The organism is Flavobacterium hydrocarbonoxydans (assembly GCF_009789235.1).
Classification (GTDB): domain Bacteria; phylum Bacteroidota; class Bacteroidia; order Flavobacteriales; family Flavobacteriaceae; genus Flavobacterium; species Flavobacterium hydrocarbonoxydans.
In genome coordinates, this window is record NZ_WSTB01000002.1 from 486,460 (window position 1) to 510,906 (window position 24,447).

The window sequence follows — 24,447 nt, forward strand, 5'->3', positions numbered from 1 at the left end:
ATTTTTTTAGACAACATCATAGGGGCTATTACTTTGTTATCTGTATAATGTGAAATGTCCAACAAACTCTCTTGCATCTTTCTCGTCATTTAGTTTTAGAACATACCAGTAATCACCTGTTGGTAATTCTTCACCGTTGTATTTTCCATCCCATTTTTGACCGTAGTGATATTTGGCAACCACACGACCGTATCTGTCGAAGATATCGAATTCCAGGTTGTTGTAAATATTAGTACAACCAGGACCCCATTCGTCGAACTGACCGTCACCGTTTGGTGTAAAGATATCCGGAATACAAACATCTACATAAATTGCCGGTACTGTGATTGTAACCTCACAACCATTCTGATCTCTAACAATCACTACATAATCACCCGTTTTGTAGATTTTGTATGTGTTAGAAGAAGTAAATGGTTCTCCGTTGAAACTGTATTCGTAAGCCGGTGCACCACCAGTAGCGGTAACCGAAATAATATTCATTTCACCAGGTCCTGCAGTTTCAGCTAATAACAATTCATCAAATGCCTGAATGGTGAAGCTTGCTGTAGGCTGAATACAACCATTAGTATATCTCGCATAAATTACGTGATCACCTGGAACAACATCTGTAAATACATTACTTAATTGGTATGGTCCTGCAATATTATCAAGAGCATAATCAACTTCGTTAGTATCTATATCGTCTTCAATATCTACTGTAACTGTATTGGTTTCACAACCATACTCAACCACAGCAATTGGATTCATGTCAACTGGCATATCGATATCAACACTGATTTCTTGTGGACAACCACCAAAATCTTTTATGAATACCGTATAAGCGCCACCTGCAAGATTATCAAATGTATGTTGTGTACCTGTAATTTCAACATAAGTACCGTTGATATCATTTAAACTTACGAAATATGGTAACGTTCCACCAGCAATATCAATTGTAAAGGCACCATTTAAGTCACCCACACATTCTTCCGGTAATTTAGAATCAGGTGTTAATGTTACAGAAAGCGGCGCAAGTGGCTGCGTAATGGTAACTTCTTGACTGAATATACATCCGTTTGCGTCGTTTGCTAAAATAAGATAAGTACCAGCAGCTAATTGCTCGAAAATACCTTCATCAAAATACTGATCTGATCTTGGAGAAATAGAATATACATAAGCTCCAGTTCCACCAGCACCTGTTACGACAATTGTACCATCATTACCTCCAAAACAATTTACATTTGTTTGTGCAATTGTAGCTGTAAATGGAGTCGCAGGCTGTATAATAACAATTGGAGCAGAAGTAGTCTGACAATCGTCACTAATTACTCTTACGCTATAAGTACCCTGAAGTAAAGCTTCGAATCTACCTTCGGCCTGAGGACCCGCTAATACGTTTCCTGCCGCATCAAGTAAAGTGTAAGTATAGTTTCCTAAACCACCTGTAGCAGTTGCTACAATAACTCCAGTTGCTTCGTCAGTACATTTTACAATAGCATTCGTTAAATCTAAATCAATAGCCAATGGCTCTAAAGGATCAATTGTAATCTCATCTGAAATAACACCCACACAACCGTTCGCATCTCTTACAAAATATTGGTAAACACCAGCAGCTACAGGGAAAGTATCTGAAGTGGTGAATGAACCTAGTATTGTTGCAAAGTTAGCAGCAGTACTATATTCGTAAGGAGCCGTTCCGCCAGTTGCGCTAATAGTAAGCTCAGCCTGAGTTAAACAAGTTATGTTTCTAGATTTATCCAAACGTGCTATAACCTGAGTTGGCTCGTTGATGGTAACATCCGCAGAAGTTGCCGTACAACTAAAGTCGTCTGTTACTGTTATAGTGTAAGTACCCGCGCCTAAGCCAGCAAAAACCGGAGAAGTTTGAGGTCCTGAAACAATAACCGGAGTAACCGATACCAGATTCAAGGTATATAAATAATTACTTCCTGAACCACCTGTTGGAGGATCTACCGTTATAGTAGCATCTTTAGCTCCAAAACATGATAACATGGTTACGCTAGGATTAGCATTAACGATTATTGGAGTTGGAACAGACAATACTACTGTAACCACATCAATACATCCCTGACCGTCTCTAACACTTACCGTGTAAGTACCAGCAGTTAATCCTGTGAATTCTGTTTGAGCAGAATAAGCCACATTTACTGGTCCGGCTAATTCGAATTCATAAGCATTATCCCATCCGCCAGAAGCTGTTACTGAAATACTACCGTCATTATTACCTGTGATACAAGTGATAGCAGTATGAGTCTCAGAAATTTGCAATTCGGCAGCAGGCTGTTCGATCATGAAAGTAGTGGTTACTTCACAGAAAGGATTGTTCACTAAAGTAGCTGTAACCGTGTAAAGACCAGCCGTTAAGTTAGCAATATTTAAAGGTCCTGCGTTTGGATGCGTTCCGTTGCTTGGAACTGGTCCAGTAATTACATAATTAAATTCACCCGCTTCATCACCAGGAATTAATTGATTGTCAACAAACATCAAATCAACACTTCCTGTTGCAGTTCCGTAACAGATTTTAGCTGTAACCGGAGTTGCTACAATATCGAAAGTATTCGGGTTGAATACATAATAAGCTTCCTGAATGATACATCCTGTTGCCGGATTCGTAACCGAAATCATGTAGTTACCAATAACTAATCCTGTGAATACTCCTGTAGTGTTTGATACATTATAAACTGTAGTACCTAAACCAGTAACATTGTAATTTAACAATGCCGGAACACCACCTGTTGTTGCAACAGTTACTGTAATATCTTCGTTAGAAGTACAAGTAACAGCTGTATTAACCGCTACTAAAATATCATCCATTGTAATAAATGGTGCAATAGTGATAGGCGCAACTGAAGTTCCTTCGCAACCTCTGTCATCTGTTACTTTAACAGAATAAGTTCCACCAGCCACATTTGCTTCCGTATAAACATTAGAAGTACCTGTCTGAACTACTACTCCACCTTTGCTGAATTCGTATTCAACATAAGTACCTGAACCACCTGTAACATTATTTACTGTTATAGTTGCAAAGTTTGTAGTATTACCACCAGCAGTACAATTGAATTCAACTACCACTGGAGCAGTAACCGCAATTGGAGCCGGTTCTGTAATTCTGATATCTTCCTGTTCGATACAACCTCTTCCTGAAGTTACGGTAACCGTATAATCTCCCGCCTGAAGGTTGTTAAATATGTTTTGTTGGTTTGGTCCAATGCTAACTGGAGTTCCACCAATAGTTGTACCTGTTAAAGTATAAGTATAAATTGGATTATCGTTAACGCCATCTGCCGGTGCATCGATAGTTACTACAATTAATCCATCAGCATTACCTCTACAAGAAACATTCGTACGATCGATTACTAAACCAGTAATACGAGTTGCCTCTTTTAAGTCAACTGTAACAACATCTGTACAACCTGTAGTAATATCTGTTACCACTACTGTGTGAGTACCAGAAGAAACACCGTTGAAAGTTGCTGTAGGCGCATTAACCGGTACATTTCCGTCTAATGAATATCTGTAGTTTCCAGAACCTCCTGTTGCAGCAGCAACAATTCGGCCATCTAAGAAATTACAGCTTGGCAATGCCTGAATATCTAATTGTAAATCCAGAGTTGGAATAATCGTTACTCCAGCTGTAACCGTTGTTGTACAACCGTTAGCATCTCTCACAATGATATCATAGCTTCCAGCAGCATTTACAACAAATGTATTGCTAGTTTGGAAAGCATTTCCAATACTATATTCAAATGGTCCAACACCAGAGGTAACGTTTACTGTGAAAGTATATTCGCCAGTAGGAGAAGCACACTGACTTACCACATTAGCTGTAATACCGCTCGGTAAAATAGCTGTTGTAATGGTAACGTCAACCATGTCTGTACAACCGTTGATATCTTTTACATAAACATCCCACAATGTGTTGGCTGTAATATCTAATTCAGCCGTAGCACTAATCGTGTAATCTGCAGCCGATGGAATAACACCATCTTCAACAAAAGCATATAGATAATTTGGTGTTCCGCCTGTAGCAACTACAGTAACTAAAGCGCCAGAATTACAATTTGCATCAATATTAGAATCAACTGTTATATCTAATGCCGTTGGTTGTCCCACAGTAACAGCAATGGTAGCCGTACATCCTGTGATATCATCTGTTACCACGATTGTTTGTGCTCCAATACCCAATCCAGTTACATCGATAGTTGCAGCAGATTGAGCTGTAACTGCTGGCGCACCGTTGATTGAATAACTATAGGTTCCTGCAAAATTATTTACTGTGAATCTAACTGCTCCATCAGTTAAACCGTTACAAGTAACATCACTTACTAATTGACCTGCCACTGCAATATTAGTTAAAGGCGCAACAGTATATTCTTCCTGATACGTACATCCGTTCGCATCTGTTACCTGGAATAAATAGGTATTAGGCGCTAATCCAGTGAAAACAGCCGATGGTTGTTTAACCACTACAACAGGAGAAAGAATCTCATATTGTAGAGCACCTACTCCGTCGATCACATTACTAATTGTAACCGTACTAGTCGTATTAGCTGCTGGAGTACACCAAATTGGTGTTCCAGTAATATCCATATCCTTAGGCGCATTTAAAGCTGGTATCGTAACGCTAACCGGTACTGCAATGGTACAACCGTTAGTGTCTTTTACATAAGCCGTAATTGTTCCTGCGGTAAATGTTGAAATTGTATTCGTTGCTGAATAATTTACACCTCCATTAAAACTGTATTGGTAAGTACCTGTTCCGCCAGTAGCCGTAATCGTAACGATAGCTGCCTGCGTTGCATTTCCTGTTCCACAAGTTAATGATTGTGTTAATGTAGCTGTTGCAGCAATAGGTGCAGGCTCTGTAATAGTTACCTGTAACGCTACTGAAGTACACGCTTTAGCATCTTCAACGACAATATCATAAATTCCTGCCGCTAAATCTGTGAAAATATTGGATGGTTGGAATGTTCCGCCATTTATGCTATATCTGTATGGTGTAATTCCATCAGCAGCAGTAATGATGATACTTCCGTCATTTCCTCCGTTACATGTTACATTGTTTTGTGTGAATGTAGCCGTTGGAGTTGTTCTTGGAGTCACTTCTACCGGAAGCGAAACCGTCTGACAACCCTGACTGTCTGTAACTCTGAATGTGTAAGTTCCAGCAGCTGTAGCCGTGTAAGGCGAAGTTGTTGGGTTAAATCCTCCTCCTTCAAAATCAACTTCAAGAGTAGGATATGGTGCTAATCCTTGTGTAGCCGTAACTGTTATGATAGCATCAGCATCACAAGCTAAATCTTGTGTTAAACTGGCTTGTAATAACAATTCCTGTCTTAATACATAAGGAGTTGATACAATACATCCGTTAGCATCTTTGATGTAGAATGTATAGTTTCCTGGTGCATTCAACACAAAGTTAGGGCTTGCGAAATATCCGTTACCAATACTGAAGGTATAAGGAAGAACTCCTCCTGTTCCTGTAATGGTAATTGGCATTGGTCCGCCTGTGTAGCAATATGGTAATACTGCCGGTGTGATTGTTGGTAAACCGTCTGTAGCAATACTAAATGTTGTAAAGTCTGTACAACCTCTCGCATCCATAACATAAGCATCCCATGAGGTGCTTACTGTTGGATCTAATACAGCACTTGCAATATTAGTGTAGTCTGTTGCGATTGGTGCAACTCCTGTTGGAACAAAAGCATATAAGTAGTTTAGAGTTCCTCCAGTTGCGGTTACCGCAACTCTTGCTCCAAAATTACAATTAGCATTTACATTAGAAGCAACCGCTACATCTAATACTGTAGGCTGTGCCACAGTAACAGCAATAGTAGCTGTACATCCTGTGATATCATCTGTTACCACAATAGTTTGTAATCCGATACCCAATCCTGTTACATTAATAGTCGCAGCTGTTTGAGCTGTAACCGCTGGTGCTCCATTAACTGAATAACTGTAGGTTCCAGCAAAATTATTTACTGTGAATCTAACTGCGCCATCAGTTAAACCGTTACAAGAAACATCACTTACCAATTGACCTGCAACCGTAATATTGGTTACCGGATCAATAGTATAAGTTTCCTGATAGGTACAATCGTTAGCGTCTGTAACTTCAAAAGTATAAGTGCCTGATGCTAATCCTGTGAATATTCCAGTAGAAGCTCCAGTAACATTTGTTATAGCTGAAGCCGGTGCTAAAATTGCATACGTCAATGCGCCAACTCCGTTTGTAGTGGTGATGGTTACCGTACTTGTAGTATTAGCTGCTGGTGCACAATAAATTGGCGTACTTACAATAGTCATATCAGTAGGACTATTCAATGCTGGTACTGTAATAGTAACCGGTACTGCAATGGTACAACCGTTAACGTCTTTTACATAAGCCGTCACTGTTCCTGCAGTATAGGTAGTGAAAGTATTATTCGTAGAATAATTTACACCTCCATTGAAACTGTATTGGTATGCTGTACCTGTTCCACCAGTTGCTGTAATAGTAACTGTAGCCGCTTGCGTTGAATTTCCTGCTCCACAAGTTAAACGTTGTGTTAAAGCAGCTGTTGCAGCAATAGGTGCAGGCTCTGTAATAGTTACCTGTAACGCTACTGAAGTACACGCTTTAGCATCTTCAACGACAATATCATAAATTCCTGCCGCTAAATCTGTGAAAATATTGGATGGTTGGAATGTTCCGCCATTTATGCTATATCTGTATGGTGTAATTCCATCAGCAGCAGTAATGATGATACTTCCGTCATTTCCTCCATTACACGTTACATTGTTTTGTGTGAATGTAGCCGTTGGTGTTGTTCTTGGAGTCACTTCTACCGGAAGCGAAACCGTCTGACAACCCTGACTGTCAGTAACTCTGAACGTGTAAGTTCCCGCAGCTGTAGCCGTGTAAGGCGAAGCTGTTGGGTTAAATCCTCCTCCTTCAAAATCAACTTCAAGAGTAGGATATGGTGCCAATCCTTGTGTAGCTGTAACTGTTATGATAGCATCAGCAGCACAAGTTAAATCTTGTGTTAAACTGGCTTGTAATAACAATTCCTGTCTTAATACATAAGGAGTTGATACGATACATCCGTTAGCATCTTTGATGTAGAATGTATAGTTTCCTGGTGCATTCAACACAAAGTTAGGGCTTGCAAAATATCCGTTACCAATACTATAGGTATAAGGAAGAACGCCTCCTGTTCCTGTAATCGTAATTGGCATTGGGCCACCTGTGTAGCAATATGGTAATACTGCCGGGGTGATTGTTGGTAAACCATCTGTAGCAATACTAAATGTTGTAAAGTCTGTACAACCTCTCGCATCCATAACATAAGCATCCCATGAGGTGCTTACTGTTGGATCTAATACAGCACTTGCAATATTAGTGTAGTCTGTTGCGATTGGTGCAACTCCTGTTGGAACAAAAGCATATAAGTAGTTTAGAGTTCCTCCAGTTGCGGTTACCGCAACTCTTGCTCCAAAATTACAATTAGCATTTACATTTGTGGCAACCGCTACATCTAATACTGTAGGCTGTGCCACAGTAACAGCAATAGTAGCTGTACATCCTGTGATATCATCTGTTACCACAATAGTTTGTAATCCGATACCCAATCCTGTTACATTAATAGTCGCAGCTGTTTGAGCTGTAACCGCTGGTGCGCCATTAACTGAATAACTGTAGGTTCCAGCAAAATTATTTACTGTGAATCTAACTGCGCCATCAGTTAAACCGTTACAAGAAACATCACTTACCAATTGACCTGCAACCGTAATATTGGTTACCGGATCAATAGTATAAGTTTCCTGATACGTACATCCGTTATCATCTGTAACTTCAAAAGTATAAGTGTCTGGTACTAATCCTGTGAAGATACCTGTAGTATTTCCAGAAACTACAGCTCCAGCTGGTGCTAGAATTGCATAAGTCAATGGACCAACTCCATCTGTAGTGGTAATCGTTACTGTACTAGTAACATCTCCAAGACCTTGCTGAACACAATAAATTGGAGTACTTGCAATAGTCATATCTGTTGGTGCATCCAATGCTGGTACTGTAACAGTAGCTGGTACTGCAATTGTACATCCGTTAGCATCTTTTACAGAAACACTTACTAGTCCTGCAGCAGAAGTAGTGAAAGTATTGCTTGTAGTGTAAACACCTCCATTAAAACTATATTGTAAAGTACCTGTTCCGCCTGATGCAGTAACCGTAATTAAGGCTGCAACTGTTGCGTTTCCAGTTCCACAAGTTAAACCTTGTGTTATGGCAGCGGTGGCAGTAATAGCTGTAGGCTCTGTAATAGTTACCGGGAAGGCAACTGATTGACAATTCTTAGCATCAATCACCACAACATCATACGTTGCAGCAATTAAGTCATTAAAAATATTTGATGCGTGGAAAGTTCCTCCGTTGTCTATACTGTATCTGTATGGTTCAATACCGTCTGCAGCCGTAATGGTAATACTACCATTATTTCCTCCAACACAAGTAACATTTAAATGTGTTTCTGTTGCAGTTGGAGTTGTAATTGGAGTAACCACTACCGGTTGAGACAATGCAGGACAACCTTGGCTGTCTGTAACTCTGAAAACATAGCTTCCATCAACTAATGCTGTGTATGGAGAAGTTATGGTGTTAAAAATTCCACTTCCATCAATTTCAACTTCAAGAGTATAAGTTCCTGTACCACCTGATGGTGTTAAAACAATATTTCCACTAACTAAACAAGTTAAATCCTGAGTTAATTCAGCATCTAAAAGAAGCTGAGGATTTACTACATAACTCACTACATTCGATGGACAACCATTACCATCAATAATTGCTAACTGGTAAGTACCTGGAGCTGTAATTGAATACGTTGAACCAGGTAATGTAACACCGTCTACTGTGTAAGTAGCAGGTCCTACCGGAACTGTTTGTCCTGTAGCCAAATCAATTGTAAATGGAGATCCTACGTAACATTGTGCAGCTGGCATCGCGATAGTTGGTAAGGCATCAATTGTAATGGTAACATCAATCTGATCGATACAACCGTTGGCATCTTTTACATAAACATCCCATTGTGTATTTACTGTAGCATCTAAAATAGCGGTTGGGCTACTGGTATAATCCGTAAGCAACGGTGTTACAGTATCCTCAACAAACGCATATTCGTAAGTAGGAGTTCCTCCTGTAGCAGCAACCGTAACTACGGCTCCATCTGTACAATTGGCAGGGATATTTCCAGTTTCTGCTAATTCTAATTCATCTGGCTCACTTACAGTTACGCCAATAGTAGCCGTACATCCTGTAGTATCGTCTGTAACCACAATGGTTTGAAGACCAATGCCCAATGATGGTACATTAATCGTAGCTGCTGTTTGACCAGTAACTGCTGGTGCTCCGTTAATTGAATAGCTGTATGATCCTGTAAAATTATTTACTGTAAATTCAACCTCGCCATCAGATAAACCATTACAAGAAACATTTTGTATTAACTGACCTGCAACCGTAATATTTGTTACATCGTCTATAGTAAACGTTTCCTGATATTTACATCCGTTATCATCTGTAACTTCAAAAGTATAAGTATCTGGATCTAATCCTGTGAATATTCCATTAGAAGCTCCAGAAATATTTGTTGTAGCTGAAGCTGGTGCTAAAATAGCATAAGCAGGTGTGCCCACTCCATTTGTAGTGGTAATGGTTACCGTACTTGTAACATCTCCAAGACCTTGCTGAACACAATAAATTGGTGTTGCAACAAAATCCATATTTGTTGGACCGTTCAATGCCGGAACATCTACACCATCAATAAAAGTATAGATACAACCATTGGCATCTTTTACTAAAACATTAAAAGTAGTTCCTGCAAACGTTTCATACGTATTGGTTGAAGTATAAGTTACTCCATTATCAAAACTATACGTATAAGGTGCTGTACCATCAATACCTGTAACGGTAACTATAGCTTTAGAAGGCGTATTCCCTGCGTTACAAATTAAAGGTGCTGTAATCGTTGAACTAGCCGTTAAAGGATCTGGTTCATCAATACTAAATGCTGGGCCTGTTAATGGACAATCTTTAGCATCTGTTACGATAATTTGGTATAAATTACCAGCTGGTAAATTTTCAAATACATTTGATGGCTGTAAAGCAGTTGTCGTAACACCATCAAATAACTGGTATTGGAAAGGACCTACTCCAGCCGTAACATTTACAGTTACTGTACCATCTGTTCCTGTGTTACAACTTACGTTAGTAACAATCTGATCAAATACAATAGTTGGAATTGGATCTAAAGTGAATGGAGTTGTAGCCTCACAAGCCGATGGTAATCTCGCATCTTTTACTTTAAAGATGTAATCTCCAATTGCGCTTGTTGTATATACATTGCTTGGGATTGTTGTCCATGTAACTCCTGCATCTGTAGAAACTTCATACGTATAAGCTGAATCAAATCCACCAGTAGCTGTCAAAGTAATTTCGGCTTCTGGAGTAGCTGTACAATCTAGTTCATTCGTGATAGCCGCAGTAAGCTGCAGTTGAGGATTTACTACAAAAGGAACCGTTGCAATACAACCGTTACCATCCTGAACTCTCAACGTATAAGTACCTGGCCCATTAATTGCAAAGACAGAACCTGTTTGGAAGCTGCTTGTTCCAATACTGTATTTAGCCGGTCCAACAGAAACTGTTGAAGTCGCACTTAAATCAATATTGAAAGGAGCCGAATCATAACAAACGTCAGCCGGAGCTGTAATCGTTGGATCATCATCTCTATCTAATGTAATATCAAAATCTTTGATACATCCGTAAGCATCCATTGCATATACGGTATAACTATCAGCATCTGCTGTAAATGTAGTCTTATTAAGTTCCCATCCTGCCGAACTAGCTGTAGGTGCTGTATCCGTCTGTAGTAATAATTGATAACTATAAGGTCCTGTACCATCAAAAGCAAATGCTGTAATAATACCTGAAAGCGGATTACAATTTGCATTTTTAGCAACTGCTGCTGATAAGTCTAAAGTAAGTGCCGATTCCAAAATATCGAAAGGCGCGGAAGCCATTTTACATCCTGTTGCATCATCTGTAAATACAATATAATACTGCCCTGGATCTAATGTACCCAAAGTAGGATCAAGATCTGCACCTGCAGGATACGTTATTGGGAACGGACTTTCAGTAATAAGACCACTTACCGCTGAATTATCTTTAGCATCAAAAATTTGATAACTAAAATTAGCCGTTGTAAATCCACCAGCCGTAAAAGTTACACTTCCGTTACCTAAACCTTTACATGTAACATTGTTAGGTGTAACTGTAGAAGTAATATTACCAACTTGTGCTATAGGTGTCGATTGTTCAAAATAATAACAATCTGTTGTTAAATCGTGCACCACAAAAGTATACGTAACACCCGGAACTAAATTTTGGAATATTTTAGTGTATAATCCTGAGTCTGCCGGATAGAATGTAGAAGCATAAGGTATGCTAGTTTGATCTGCGATACCAAACTCATAACTAGTTCCTAAAACCGGAGCAGAAACCGTTACAATAGCTGTTCCACCAATAGTACAATCAGCAGGAGTAGTCGTCACATCGATTGTCAAGGCTCCCGGAGGAGACGACATCGTAATTTGTTGAGTCGCACTACATCCGTTAGCATCTACTACATTTATAGTATAGATACCATAATCAATGATAGTAAAAGTATAATCTTCATCTAAAGTAGCAACATACGGATTAGGCGTTACTACTGTTCCAAAGTTATTTGAAATGAAATATCTAAACGGAGCTGTACCACCATTCACATTTTGTACGGTGATAGAACCCAAAGTGTTTCCTCCTCCTGGTGTTCCAGAACATTGAATAGGCACATCAAATAAAGTAAAAGTAATAGGATCTGGTTCGCCAATAACAATACCTGTTTCAATATCAGTACATCCTCTGGCGTCTGTTACCGTCACTTCGTAAGTACCTGCAGGTAAACCTGTTGTCTGAGTACCATAATTAAATACTGTTGGAAGTACTCTTCTAACACTATATACAAAAGGTGCAGTACCTAATGCAGGATCAAGCGTAATGGTAAGTGCTGATGTAGCATCACCGTTACATCTAATAGCACTAGATGTTACCGTCAGGATATCCGGAGCAATCGCTAATGTTGTAATAAAAGGAACTGTTATGAAAGCCTCACAACCACGTGCATCCGTAACTTTAAACGTGTAACTTCCTGCAGCACTGGTTTCGAACTCGTTGCTTGCCATTGGTGCATACGTTCCACCTCCATCATCTGAAGATTCATACGTGTAAGGTCCATCTCCATTTGCAGCCGTCAATATAATTTTGGCCATTTGAGGCGCCACACACGTATTGTCCTTGTCTAAAACTCCTGTTAGCGTAAGTGCTGGCTGAACAATAAGAGCTGTACTTGTCGCCGTACAACCATTACCGTCTCTAACAATAACTCTATATGTACCGGCAGCAGTTACATTAAATGTATTTCCTGCCTGATAATTAAGACCATTATCAATACTATACATTAAAGTTCCTACTCCTGTTGCAGTAGCAGTAATTGTATAAGAACCAGTACCTAAACATTCACCGGTTGCATCCAAAGTAATGGTTGGAAGCGCATCTTTGACAATACTAATATCTAATTTAAAAGTACATCCATTAGCATCAATAATATGAACATCCCAGTTTGTATTGGTTAAAGGGTTAAGGTTCGCAATATTAGATGTTGTATAAGTTCCCGCAGGCAATCCGTCCTGTACAAATGAATATTTGTAGATTGGCGTTCCTCCAGTAGTTGTAACTGTAACTCTAGACGTACTAACACCACAATTGGCATTTGTAGCCACATAAGTAGCACCTAAAGCAGCAACAGGCTGATTGATCGTTACCGCAGTACTCGCTGTACAACCAGTAGCTTCATCAGTTACCACAATTGTGTAAACACCTGCAAGCTGACCTGGTAAATTAATAACCGTAGCGGATTGTCCTGTAACTGCTGCACCTGCGTTGATAGTATAAGTGTACAATCCTGCAAAAGCACCAACTGTAAATCTAATAGAACCTGTGTTCCCACCATTACATAAAACATCACTCAATTTGCTTCCAACAACCGTAATTGGTGTAACTGGAGCAATAGGAAGTGATTCTGTATAATAACATCCGTTAGCATCTGTTACTCTAAAAGTGTAAGTACCTGGAGCTAATCCAGAAAACACATTAGAAGTTTGTTTAGGAATAGTCGTAGGCGATGGAGCAATAGTTTCGTATTGTAACGTTCCTACTCCATTAGTTGCTGTTAGAGTAACCTCTGTAGTTACATCATCACAAGTAATTGGATCAAAAGCAAAAGCTAAATCTGTAGGAGAGTTTAATCTTAATAATGTTCCTGCTCCTCCAACAAGACAACCGTTAGCATCTCTTACAGAAAACGTATAAGGCTGATCTGAACCATTGTCGTTCAAGGTCAAAACATTATTTGATGTATAAGTTGTAGATCCGTTGAAGCTGTATAAATAAGGTGCTGTTCCAGTTCCTACTGTAGCATTTACCGTAACGGTTCCTGCTACTTTTCCGTTTGTTGCATTACAAGCAAAACCAACTACTGCTGTTGTAGCAGCTAATACAGCTGGCTCAGTGATTGTTACTGCAATTGATCCTGGACAACCTTTGCTGTCTCTTACATAAAAAGTATAAGATCCTGCTGCCAATCCTGTAAATAAAGGACTAGTTACAAATGTAACATTATCGCTACTGTACGTATATCCGCCTGAACCACCTGCTCCGGTAAGGGTTACCGAACCTGTTGCTAAACCATTACAAGTAACATTAACCTGAGCTGCAGTTACCGTTGGGTTAGTAATCGGAACCACCGTAGCCGTTCTGATTACCTGACAACCATTAGCATCAGTAATTTCAAAAGTGTAAGTATCAGCATTTGCTAAAGTTACAGGTATTGAAAATGATGTACCCGTAACTGGGATTGATGCACCATAAGTCCCTGCTGCGCCTTTACGTACTCTGTACGCATAAGCCGTTCTTCCTCCTGAGATCGTAACCGTAATTTCAGCATTTGGCGTAGCCGAACAATCCAATTGTTTCGTTACAGCAGCAGTAGCGGCAAGTTGTGGGTAAACCGTTGTGGTAGCAGTAGCTGCAACGATACAACCGTTTTTATCTCTTACACTTACTGTATAAGTTCCGGCTGCAACGGTAAAAGTACCGCTTGATTGGAAATTAGTTCCGTCTATACTATATGTCAATGGCGTCAATCCTGAACCTACTGCTGTGAAAGTAAATCCAGATCCTGAACCACCACACTGATTGGTTACATTAACCGAAGTTACAGATGGCAATGGATCATTAACAATAGTCACTGGATTGGTAGTGATACAACCGTTAGCGTCTTTTACATAAACATTCCATGTTAAGCTTGCTGCTGAATTCGTATCAACCGTAAGTACATTACTAGCCTGGTAAGCTGTTGCAATTGGAGGTGTTGCACCTAAAACTGCAGCGTACGTATAAGTTGGTGTTCCGCCTGTTGCGGTTACCGTAATTTGTGAATTATCATTATTACAGTGAACATTGGTAGCAACTGCTGTAAACGTTAAAGCAGCTGCTGGTTGATTTACTACAACTGTAGCGGTATTGGTACAACCTGTAGCTGTATCTGTAACCGAAACCGTATAAGTTCCAGCTACAACATTAGCTAATGTTAACGTATTTCCTGATTTTACTAATGTTCCTGTTCCTGCTGTTAAGCTGTGCGTGTAAGCACCCACTACTGCATTTCCAGAAACTGTAAACGTAATCGCTCCTGTATTTCCACCTCTACACAATACATCGCTGGTTTTATTACCAACAATAGCAATTGGTGTAACGGCATTAATAGGAAGTGATTCTGTATAATAACAACCGTTAGCATCTGTTACTCTAAAAGTATAAGTACCAGGAGTTAATCCTGCAAATGAATTTGAAGTTTGTTTAGGAATAATCGTAGGCGATGGCGCAATTGTTTCGTATTGTAAAGTACCCACTCCATTTGTTGCAGTTAAGGTAACTGTTGTAGATGTAGCAGTACAAGTAATTGGTGCAAAAGCAAAACCTAAATCCGTTGGAGGGTTTAGTCTTAATAATGTTCCACTTCCTCCAACAGTACATCCGTTAGCATCTCTTACAGAATATGTATAATTCTGATTAGAACCATTATCGTTCAAAGTCAATACATTATTTGTTGTATAAGTAGCAGATCCGTTAAAGCTGTATCCATAAGGAGTTGTTCCTGTTCCGGCTGTAACATTAATCGTAACTGTTCCGGCAACTTTTCCGTTTGTTGCATTACAAGCAAATGGAACTACTACTGGCGTTGCTACTAATACCGCTGGCTGTGTGATCGTAACATTTACAGATCCCTGACATCCTTTGCTGTCTCTTACATAATACGTATAACTTCCTGCAGCCAATCCTGTAAAGGTAGCAGTAGTAGTAAATCCTGTAGTAGCATTATTACTGTATGTATATCCTCCTGAACCACCTGCTCCTGTAAGCGTAACCGAACCCGTTGAAGCACCGTTACAAGTTGCATTAACCTGAGCCGCTGTTACCGTTGGGCTAACAATAGTAATTACCGTTGCTGACGTAGTTGAGATACAACCATTGGCATCTGTAACTTCAAAAGTATATTCATCCGCATTAGCTAAAGTTACAGGTATAGAAAATGATGAACCCGTAACTGCTGTTACCGCACCAAAAGCTGCTGCTCCTTTACGTACTCTATAAGTATAATTTGTTCTTCCTCCTGAAATTGTAACCGTAATTTGAGCATTTGGCGAAGCCGAACAATCTAATTCTTTGGTAACCGAAGCTAAAGCACTAAATTGTGGATACACAATAGTAGAAGCTGGAGCCGTAGCTGTACAGCCATTTCTGTCTTTAACCGTTACCGTATAAGTTCCGGCTGCAACCGGGAAAGTACCGCTTGATTGGAAATTAGTTCCATCAATACTATAGGTCAACGGACCCAATCCTGAGCCCACTGCTGTAATAGTAAATCCTGATGCAGGACCACATTGATTGTTTACCGTAACCGAAGTTACTGATGGTAAAGCATCACCAATAATCGTTACCGGATTAATCGTGATACAACCATTAGCATCTTTAACATACACATTCCATGTAAGGTTTGCTGCTGAATTGGTATCAACTGTAATTATATTACTAGCCTGATATGCTGATGCAATTGGAGCGGTTGCTCCTACTACTGCAGCATACGTATAATTTGGTGTTCCGCCAGTTGCGGTTACCGTAATTTGTGAATTATCATTAGTACAGAAAACATTGGTAGCAGCTGCTGTAAATGTCAATGCTGCTGCTGGTTGATTTACTACAACTGTAGCGGTATTGGTACAGCCTGTAGCTGTATCTGTAACCGAAACCGTGTAAGATCCTGCCACTACATTAGCTAATGTTAATGTATTTCCAGATTTCACTAATGTTCCTGTTCCTGCTGTTAAGCTGTGTGTGTAAGCACCTACAACCGCATTTCCGGAAACGGTAAATGTAATCGCTCCGGTATTACCTCCTCTACACAATACATCGCTGGTTTTATTACCCACAATAGCAATTGGTGTAACGGCATTAATAGGAAGTGACTCATCATAATAACATCCGTTAGCATCCGTAACTCTGAAAGTATAAGTCCCCGGAGTTAATCCTGCAAATGAATTTGAAGTTTGTTTTGCTCTGATAATTGGTGATGGAGCAATCGTTTCGTAACGTAAAGTACCCACTCCGTTTACTGCTGTTAACGTAACCGTTGTAGATGTAGCTGTACAGGTAATTGGTGCAAAAGCAAACGTTAAATCTGTTGGAGGGTTTAGTCTTAATAATGTTCCGCTACCATTTATAATACAACCTCCTGCATCTCTTACTGAATACGTATAAGGCTGATCAGATCCATTATCATTTAAGTTTAATACATTATTTGATGTGTAAGTCGTAGATCCGTTAAAGCTATATTCATAAGGAGTTGTTCCGGTTCCAGTAGTAACATTAATTGTAACGCTTCCTGCTACTTTTCCGTTTGCTGCATTACAAGCAAAAGGAACTACAGCTGTTGTTGCTGCTAATGTAGCCGGTTGTGTGATCGTAACATTTACAGATCCCTGACATCCTTTGCTGTCTCTTACATAAAAAGTATAAGCTCCTGCTGCCAATCCTGTAAAGGTAGCAGTAGTAGTAAATCCTGTTGTAGCATTATTACTGTATGTATATCCTCCTGAACCACCTGCTCCGGTAAGTGTAACCGAACCATTTGGTGTTGCGTTACAAGATGCATTAACCTGAGCCGCTGTTACCGTTGGGCTAACAATAGTGATTACCGTTGCTGACGTAGTTGAGATACAACCATTAGCATCTGTAACTTCAAAAGTATATTCGTCTGCATTGGCTAAAGTTACAGGTATAGAAAATGATGAACCCGTAACTGCTGTTACTGCACCAAAAGCTCCTGCTCCTTTACGAACTCTATACGTATAAGCTGTTCTTCCTCCTGAAATCGTAACTGTAATTTGAGCATTTGGCGAAGCAGAACAATCCAATTCTTTGGTAACTGAAGCTAAAGCACTAAATTGTGGATACACAATAGTAGAAGCTGGAGCCGTAGCTGTACAGCCATTTCTGTCTTTAACTGTTACCGTATAAGTTCCGGCTGCAACAGGGAAAGTGCCGCTTGATTGGAAATTGGTTCCATCAATACTATAGGTCAACGGACCCAATCCTGAACCCAATGCTGTAATAGTAAATCCTGATGCAGGACCACATTGATTGTTTACCGTAACTGATGTAACTGATGGTAAAGCATCACCAATAATCGTTACCGGATTAATCGTGATACAACCGTTAGCGTCTTTTACATAAACATTCCATGTTAAGTTTGCTGCTGAATTGGTATCAACTGTAATTATATTACTAGCCTGATATGCTGATGCAATTGGAGCAGTTGCTCCTACTACTGCAGCATACGTATAATTTGGTGTTCCGCCAGTTGCGGTTACCGTAATTTGTGAATTATCATTACCACAGTTAACATTAGAAGCAGCTGCTGTAAAAGTTAAAGCTGCTGCTGGCTGATTCACTACAACTGTAGCGGTATTGGTACAGCCAGTAGCCGTATCCGTAACCGAAACCGTGTAAGATCCTGCAACAACATTAGCCAAAGTTAATGTGTTTCCAGATTTTACTAATGTTCCTGTTCCTACTGTTAAGCTGTGTGTGTAAGCACCCACAACTGCATTTCCTGAAACGGTAAACGTAATTGCTCCCGTATTTCCTCCTCTACACAATACATCGCTGGTTTTATTACCAACAATAGCTATTGGGCTAACAGAATTAATAGGAAGAATTTCATCATAATAACATCCATTAGCATCTGTAACTCTGAAAGTATAACTTCCCGGTGTTAATCCTGCGAATGACGTAGAAGTTTGTTTTGCTCTGATAATTGGTGATGGAGCAATTGTTTCGTAACGTAAAGTACCAACTCCATTTGTTGCTGTTAAAGTAACAGTTGTAGTGGTAGCTGTACAGGTAATTGGTGCAAAAGCAAAAGCTAAATCTGTTGGAGTATTTAATCTTAATAAAGTACCACTTCCTCCAACAGTACAACCTCCCGCATCTCTAACAGAATACGTATAAGGCTGATCTGAACCATTATCATTTAAGGTCAATACATTATTTGATGTGTAAGTCGTAGATCCGTTAAAGCTATATTGATAAGGACCTGTTCCAGTTCCAGTAGTAACATTTACTGTAACAGTTCCTGCTACTTTTCCATTTGTTGCATTACAAGCAAATGGAACTACAGCTGTTGTCGCAGCTAATGTTGAAGGCTGTGTTAATGTAACGGTTCCTGAACCTGAACAACCTTTGTTATCTCTTACCTGGAAAGGATAAGCAATTCCTGCGCTTAACCCTGAATAAGTAGTTGTTGTGGTAAAAGCACTTCCGTTAAAACTATAAGTATAACCTCCTGAACCACCTGAACCTACTAATTGTACTGAACCATTTGCTGATCCATTACACGTTGGGTTTGTTACAGGGTTAGCTGTTACAGCAGGATTTGAAATAGCACTTACTACTGCACCTGTTGTAAAAGCAATACAACCACTGGCATCTGTTACTCTGAATTGGTAAGTACCTGCTGTGGTAGTCGTATAAATATTCGAAGCCATTGCGGTATAACTTGAACCCCCATTGCTTGAAACTGCATACGTATATGGACTAGTTCCTCCTGTAGGAGTCACTGTAATTTCTGCTTGTGGAGTAGCGGTACAATCTAATGTTTTAGTGGTAGCGGCTACTGCTGTAAGTTCTGGCGCAATAACAATTCCGCTTATCGTTACCTGACAGTTATTACTATCCGTCACTACTATAGAATGTGTTCCGGCACCTACACCTGTAAAAGTATTTGAATTTTGAGCTGCTGCTCCGTTTAAACTATACGTTAAAGTTCCTGTACCCGTTGCTGTAACCACTAAAGTAGCTCTATTAGCCGAATCATAACAAAGATCAGAGCTTGCAGCTAATGTTGCTGTTGGCATTGTTGGTGCCACTACATTTACTACAGCTGAAGCCGAAGAAGTACAAAGGTTTAAATCTCTGGTTACAACCGTATAAGTTCCTGTAGCAACACCGGTGAAAACACCTGAATTTTGAAAAGGTACAATTGGTGTAACACCTGCTGCATTTCTTAATTCATATTGATAAGCCGGGGTTCCTCCAGAAGCCACACCTGTAATAGTTGCACCTGTTGTACAAGTAGGCTGTGCCGTAACTGAAGCTGTAATCGTTAAAGCAGTTGGCGCAGCAATTACCTGAGATAAAGGGAAAGTACAAGTACCTGCCGTGTTATCGAAACGAACTTGTATAGCATACGTTTGGCTTGTTAATCCTGTAACAGTTACCGGAGAAACTTTAGAGTTTACCCAAGTATTACCATTATCCATAGAATAATCAAATCCATAAGGTAAATTAAAGTTTTGAGCGGCTAATGTAACTTCTCCATCATTTCCTCCGTTACAAGAAACATTTTTATGACCCGTTACTGAAGCGGTAAAAGCTTGGTTTGGATCAATTGTAATTGGGAAATCAACTTGTGAAAGACAAGATTTTGGTGTTTGATATACCAAAATATCATCAAAAGCTAAATCATTTCCGTCAATTACGGTACTATTTGATATAATTTGAAAATCTAAATCGGTATTATTTCCTGGGTTTAATGTAAAAATAGATCCACCAGCCAATGCAGTAGTAGAATGCCAGCTTTCGTCTCTTGGAATACTTGGCATAACCTGCGTTGCAATTACAGTAGCACCTTTTACTAATTGTATGGTTAACTGTGGAGATGGAAGGTTATTTGTTGTTTTTAACAAATTCAACATATATAATGTAACATTAATAGGCTGATTTGGAATTACATCATTAATTGCTTTTTTGTACAAAACTGCTCCAACCGGTATTTTATCTCCGATATTCACTGCAAAGAATCTTCCGTCAGTAATTGCTGGTGTGCTATTTAATACTGAAGTATGATCTCTTGGTAACCACCATTGAAAATCATTAAAATGATCAGGATGTAATGCTTTGGTAACCACATAGTCTCCATCATTCATCAACCAAGGATGCCAATCTGCTGGTGTACGATTACAATCTGCAACCGCATCTTGTCTTTCCCAACAATACGCCGCATTAATTCCAGGAGAAGTTGTATCATCACCTCTTCCAAAATCTTCTCTTAATAAAACACTATAAGTTGGTACTGTAACTAAATTATATTTTACACTTACAGTATGAGGTCCTGCTGTAACATTTGTAAAAACGTTATTTGTTATTGGGGTATTGGCAACATTGTCAATATAATATTCATACGTATAATTAGCGCCTCCATTATTAGTAACGGTTACGGTACTGGTTGCTGTTCCATTACAATTAAAAACAGGTGCTCCAACTGCAATAGTAGGATCTTCCGGTTTAGTCTCTAAAACAATTCCAGGTACAGAAAAAATACATCCTAAAGCATCTCGAACATATAAAGTATAAGTTCCCGGATTAACATACGCTTCATTTGAAGCTATCCAGGTATTACCACCGTCGAAACTATAGCTATACGGAAGTGTTCCTCCCTGAACATTCGTAACTCTGACTTTTCCCTGAATTTCGCTTCCAGCTGGTCCACAACCAGACAATTCAGCTACACCACCAGATGCTGTCAATGCGTCTGCAGGAGCTGCAATTGTAACGGGTATTGCCGGATCTGTACAGGTTGTTCCTGATAAGGTATAGCGTACTACTACATTATAAGTACCAGCGGCTACGTTAGAAAACGTTGGGTTCGAACTAAATGAACCACCGTTATTGATACTGTATTCTAAAGTATATCCGTTAGGGTTAGTAACATTTACTGTTATCTGAGATGTTTCTCCGTAACAATTAATAGGTGTACTGCTAACGGTATAAACTGGTTTAGGATTCGCCGCAACGGTTATTGAAGTTCTAACTCTACAGTTATTATTATCGACTACATCAATATTATACGTTCCTGGTGTAGTAACTGTATATACTGCTTCAGTTTGAAAAACAGTCGTACTATTTATAAAGAAGTTGTATGGAGGTGTTCCTCCTACCGGGTAAACTGTAATTTCTCCATCAGAACAAGAAGTTAATGGTCTTGTCAAGGCAGAAGTAGCAGTTAATGGCGCCGGTTCTGTTATAGTAATATTAGAGGTAAACGTACAACCGTCCTCAGTATTTACATTTACGTTATAAACTCCTGGTGATAAATCTTCAAAATTATACGTATTAGAAGCAATTGGCCCAACACTATTTACAAGAGTAGTACCTCTGTAAATACTAAAAGAGTATTGTGGCTCAACATTATTTGCAGCTAAAAGTATGCTTCCTTTATCACCGTTACACAAAGGTTGTAAAACCGTTGTCGTTACAGTAAAATCTCTTCTTCTGATTTGAATATTTGGAACGGTGAAAATACATGGATTTGTATCTACACCAATCTGTCTGATGTAAGCAGTATATATTCCAGGAGTTGTAATAGAAAAACTATTACCTGGCTGATAGTTTGTTCCGTCAAGACTATATTCATATCCGCTTGGTACGCCTCCAACGGTAATATTTCCGTTGGTGGTACAAATAATATCTCTTGAAGTAGCGGTAGGATTTAGTATGTTTTGATAGACATCAAAATAAAAACGGTTGAAACATCCTCCCGCATAATTTAATGTCAGTCTAAATCTTCCAGCTGTATTTGCGGTATAATCAGGACCTGTATGAATGGGATCCCAAACACAAAGCTCAGCAGGATTACCAGTGCTGGAAGCCGCTTCGATCGCACAATTTTTAGTGATCGCTACGGTACAACTCCCCTCTCTGAATTTCTCCCAGACAACGGTTGCTCCATCGGTAACATTCGAATGAAGCTCTTTTGTTGCATTGGCACCACACAGATAAATATTTGGTAATTGTTTTCCGTTGTTCGGACAAACTACCACCTCATCTGCGTAAGCTAATATAGGGTTTACCAGCGTATTACCATGTCTGGTAACCGTAAAAGCCTGATAAATAGATCTACATGGAGCGATTGCTAGATTGTAAACATAATATATACCCGGTTCTGTTACGTTTAAGGTCTGACCCGTACCAATTTGATTCGTACGTGCTTCATCGCTATACCAGGTATAAGTAGAGTATCCATTTGCGGCTACAAGATCTACGTTATCGGTACACAAAGTAACATTGGCAGTATATCTACAACCGTCAACACCAACTAAGAAGTTGGTCGCTTTTGGTATTAATAAACAGCCGGTATTGGTGTTCACACTAGGATCATCCGAAATCGTAAACGTAGGATTTAATGTTCCTCTATAAGTCGCGTAAGCCGAGTTATCAATACTGTTCGAACAAGCTTCGCTCAAAGAGTTACAATCAGGTACAACCTGAACCTTGAAACTAATTTCGACTCTTGGATCGTTTACTTCAACAATGTTGTTGGCAATATTAAAAATAATATCACGTGTTGTAGGGTTGTAACTCTGAACCGTAACTCCAGCAGGTAAAACATTCATGTCTGCAGGATAATTAAAAATCGTATTGATAGGCAATCTATCTCTAATCGTTAATCCTGTAGCATTATCATTTCCTGTGTTTCTAAAACCAACTACATAATTTAGCTGCTGTCCTAGAGTTACATTTTGACCGCCTATATTATTTGGAGGTGAAGCATTATCAAAAACTTCTTTGGTCAGTACAATATTCGGTTCAATAATATCAACCGCAAAAGCATTAAAATAATAAAAATAAACGTCTTGCGTACTTCCTAACCGAATACTGGCGGAAGTGGCATTATTCGCAATAACCACATTCGAGGGGTTATTGATATTAAGAATACCCGCATCGTAACCCAGGGTATTACTACTGTTAGGTGTTCGATTCGTAAAATTTTCTGTTATTCCCGTTGCAGGATTTACATAGGTAACACTACTATTAAAAAAGTTATTTGAACCTCTGATAGTATTACCCGCTGAATTGGAAGCACTAACTGCAGTACCGTTGATTTGCAAATAATCACCACTAATTGGCTGGTCACCTTCTAAAGCTGCAAAAGCAAACTTTACTCTAACGGGTCCGGTAGGAATGGTTCTAAAACCTGTTACCGGAATATCTAATGTAGTTGCACCACCAATACCACTAAAACCATCAAAAGAGGTAATATACTTCGCTGGCAAAGTTGGATCTTCATAAACGACAAAAATAGACCATCCGGCAGATAAACCAGTTCCTCCATTTGTACCTTCACTCGACCTAACATTAGCAACCGTATAAGTACCTTGTGCATTGGCTAATCCTGAAACTAAAGAAGTAATATCGGCATAACAGGCATAGGCCTTATTATTATCACCACCAATTGGTGCTGCATTAGCGTCATGTATAATCTGACCCGTAATATCATTATAACCTCCTGTAGGCAGTTTTAGTTTTACTTTCTCAATATCGGTACGGCTATTTTGCTGTAAAATAGCTCCCCAATACAATCCTGCATAGACGATTTTATAACAGGCCGGATTTGGAATTGTTAGAACCGCGCTACTTGAACTGAAGGTATCGTTATCACTATCGATATCAATATATTCCATACTGAAATCTGAATTATAACCACCATCATTGTAAGCATTTCTCGGTCGCTCTCCTCTACCTGCATTCCTATTCAGAATATTATTACCAATCAGTAACATGTCTCCTTTTATTCGCGTATCATATCGAGCCGGTGTAAACGGTTTAAGATTTTGCGAGAGCATAAGATAACTTTGAAAAAGCATCAAAGTCAATAAAATCAATCTTAAGTTAGTAGGTTTTTTCATGGTATTATAGTTTCA

General features: G+C 39.4%; 1 protein-coding gene. It reads right to left on the reverse strand.

Annotation, left to right across the window (positions count from 1 at the left end; all coding sequences use genetic code 11):
* Positions 1 to 36: 36 nt before the first annotated feature.
* A complete protein-coding gene (locus tag GON26_RS05215) occupies positions 37 to 24,432 on the reverse strand; it encodes a T9SS type B sorting domain-containing protein (RefSeq protein ID WP_160373670.1) in 24,396 nt (8,131 codons plus the stop codon).
* Positions 24,433 to 24,447 lie beyond the last annotated feature (15 nt).

Excerpts from the sequence above, each read along its gene's own strand:
- GON26_RS05215 (WP_160373670.1), bottom strand. The coding sequence starts at position 24,432 with ATGAAAAAACCTACTAACTTAAGATTGATTTTATTGACTTTGATGCTT.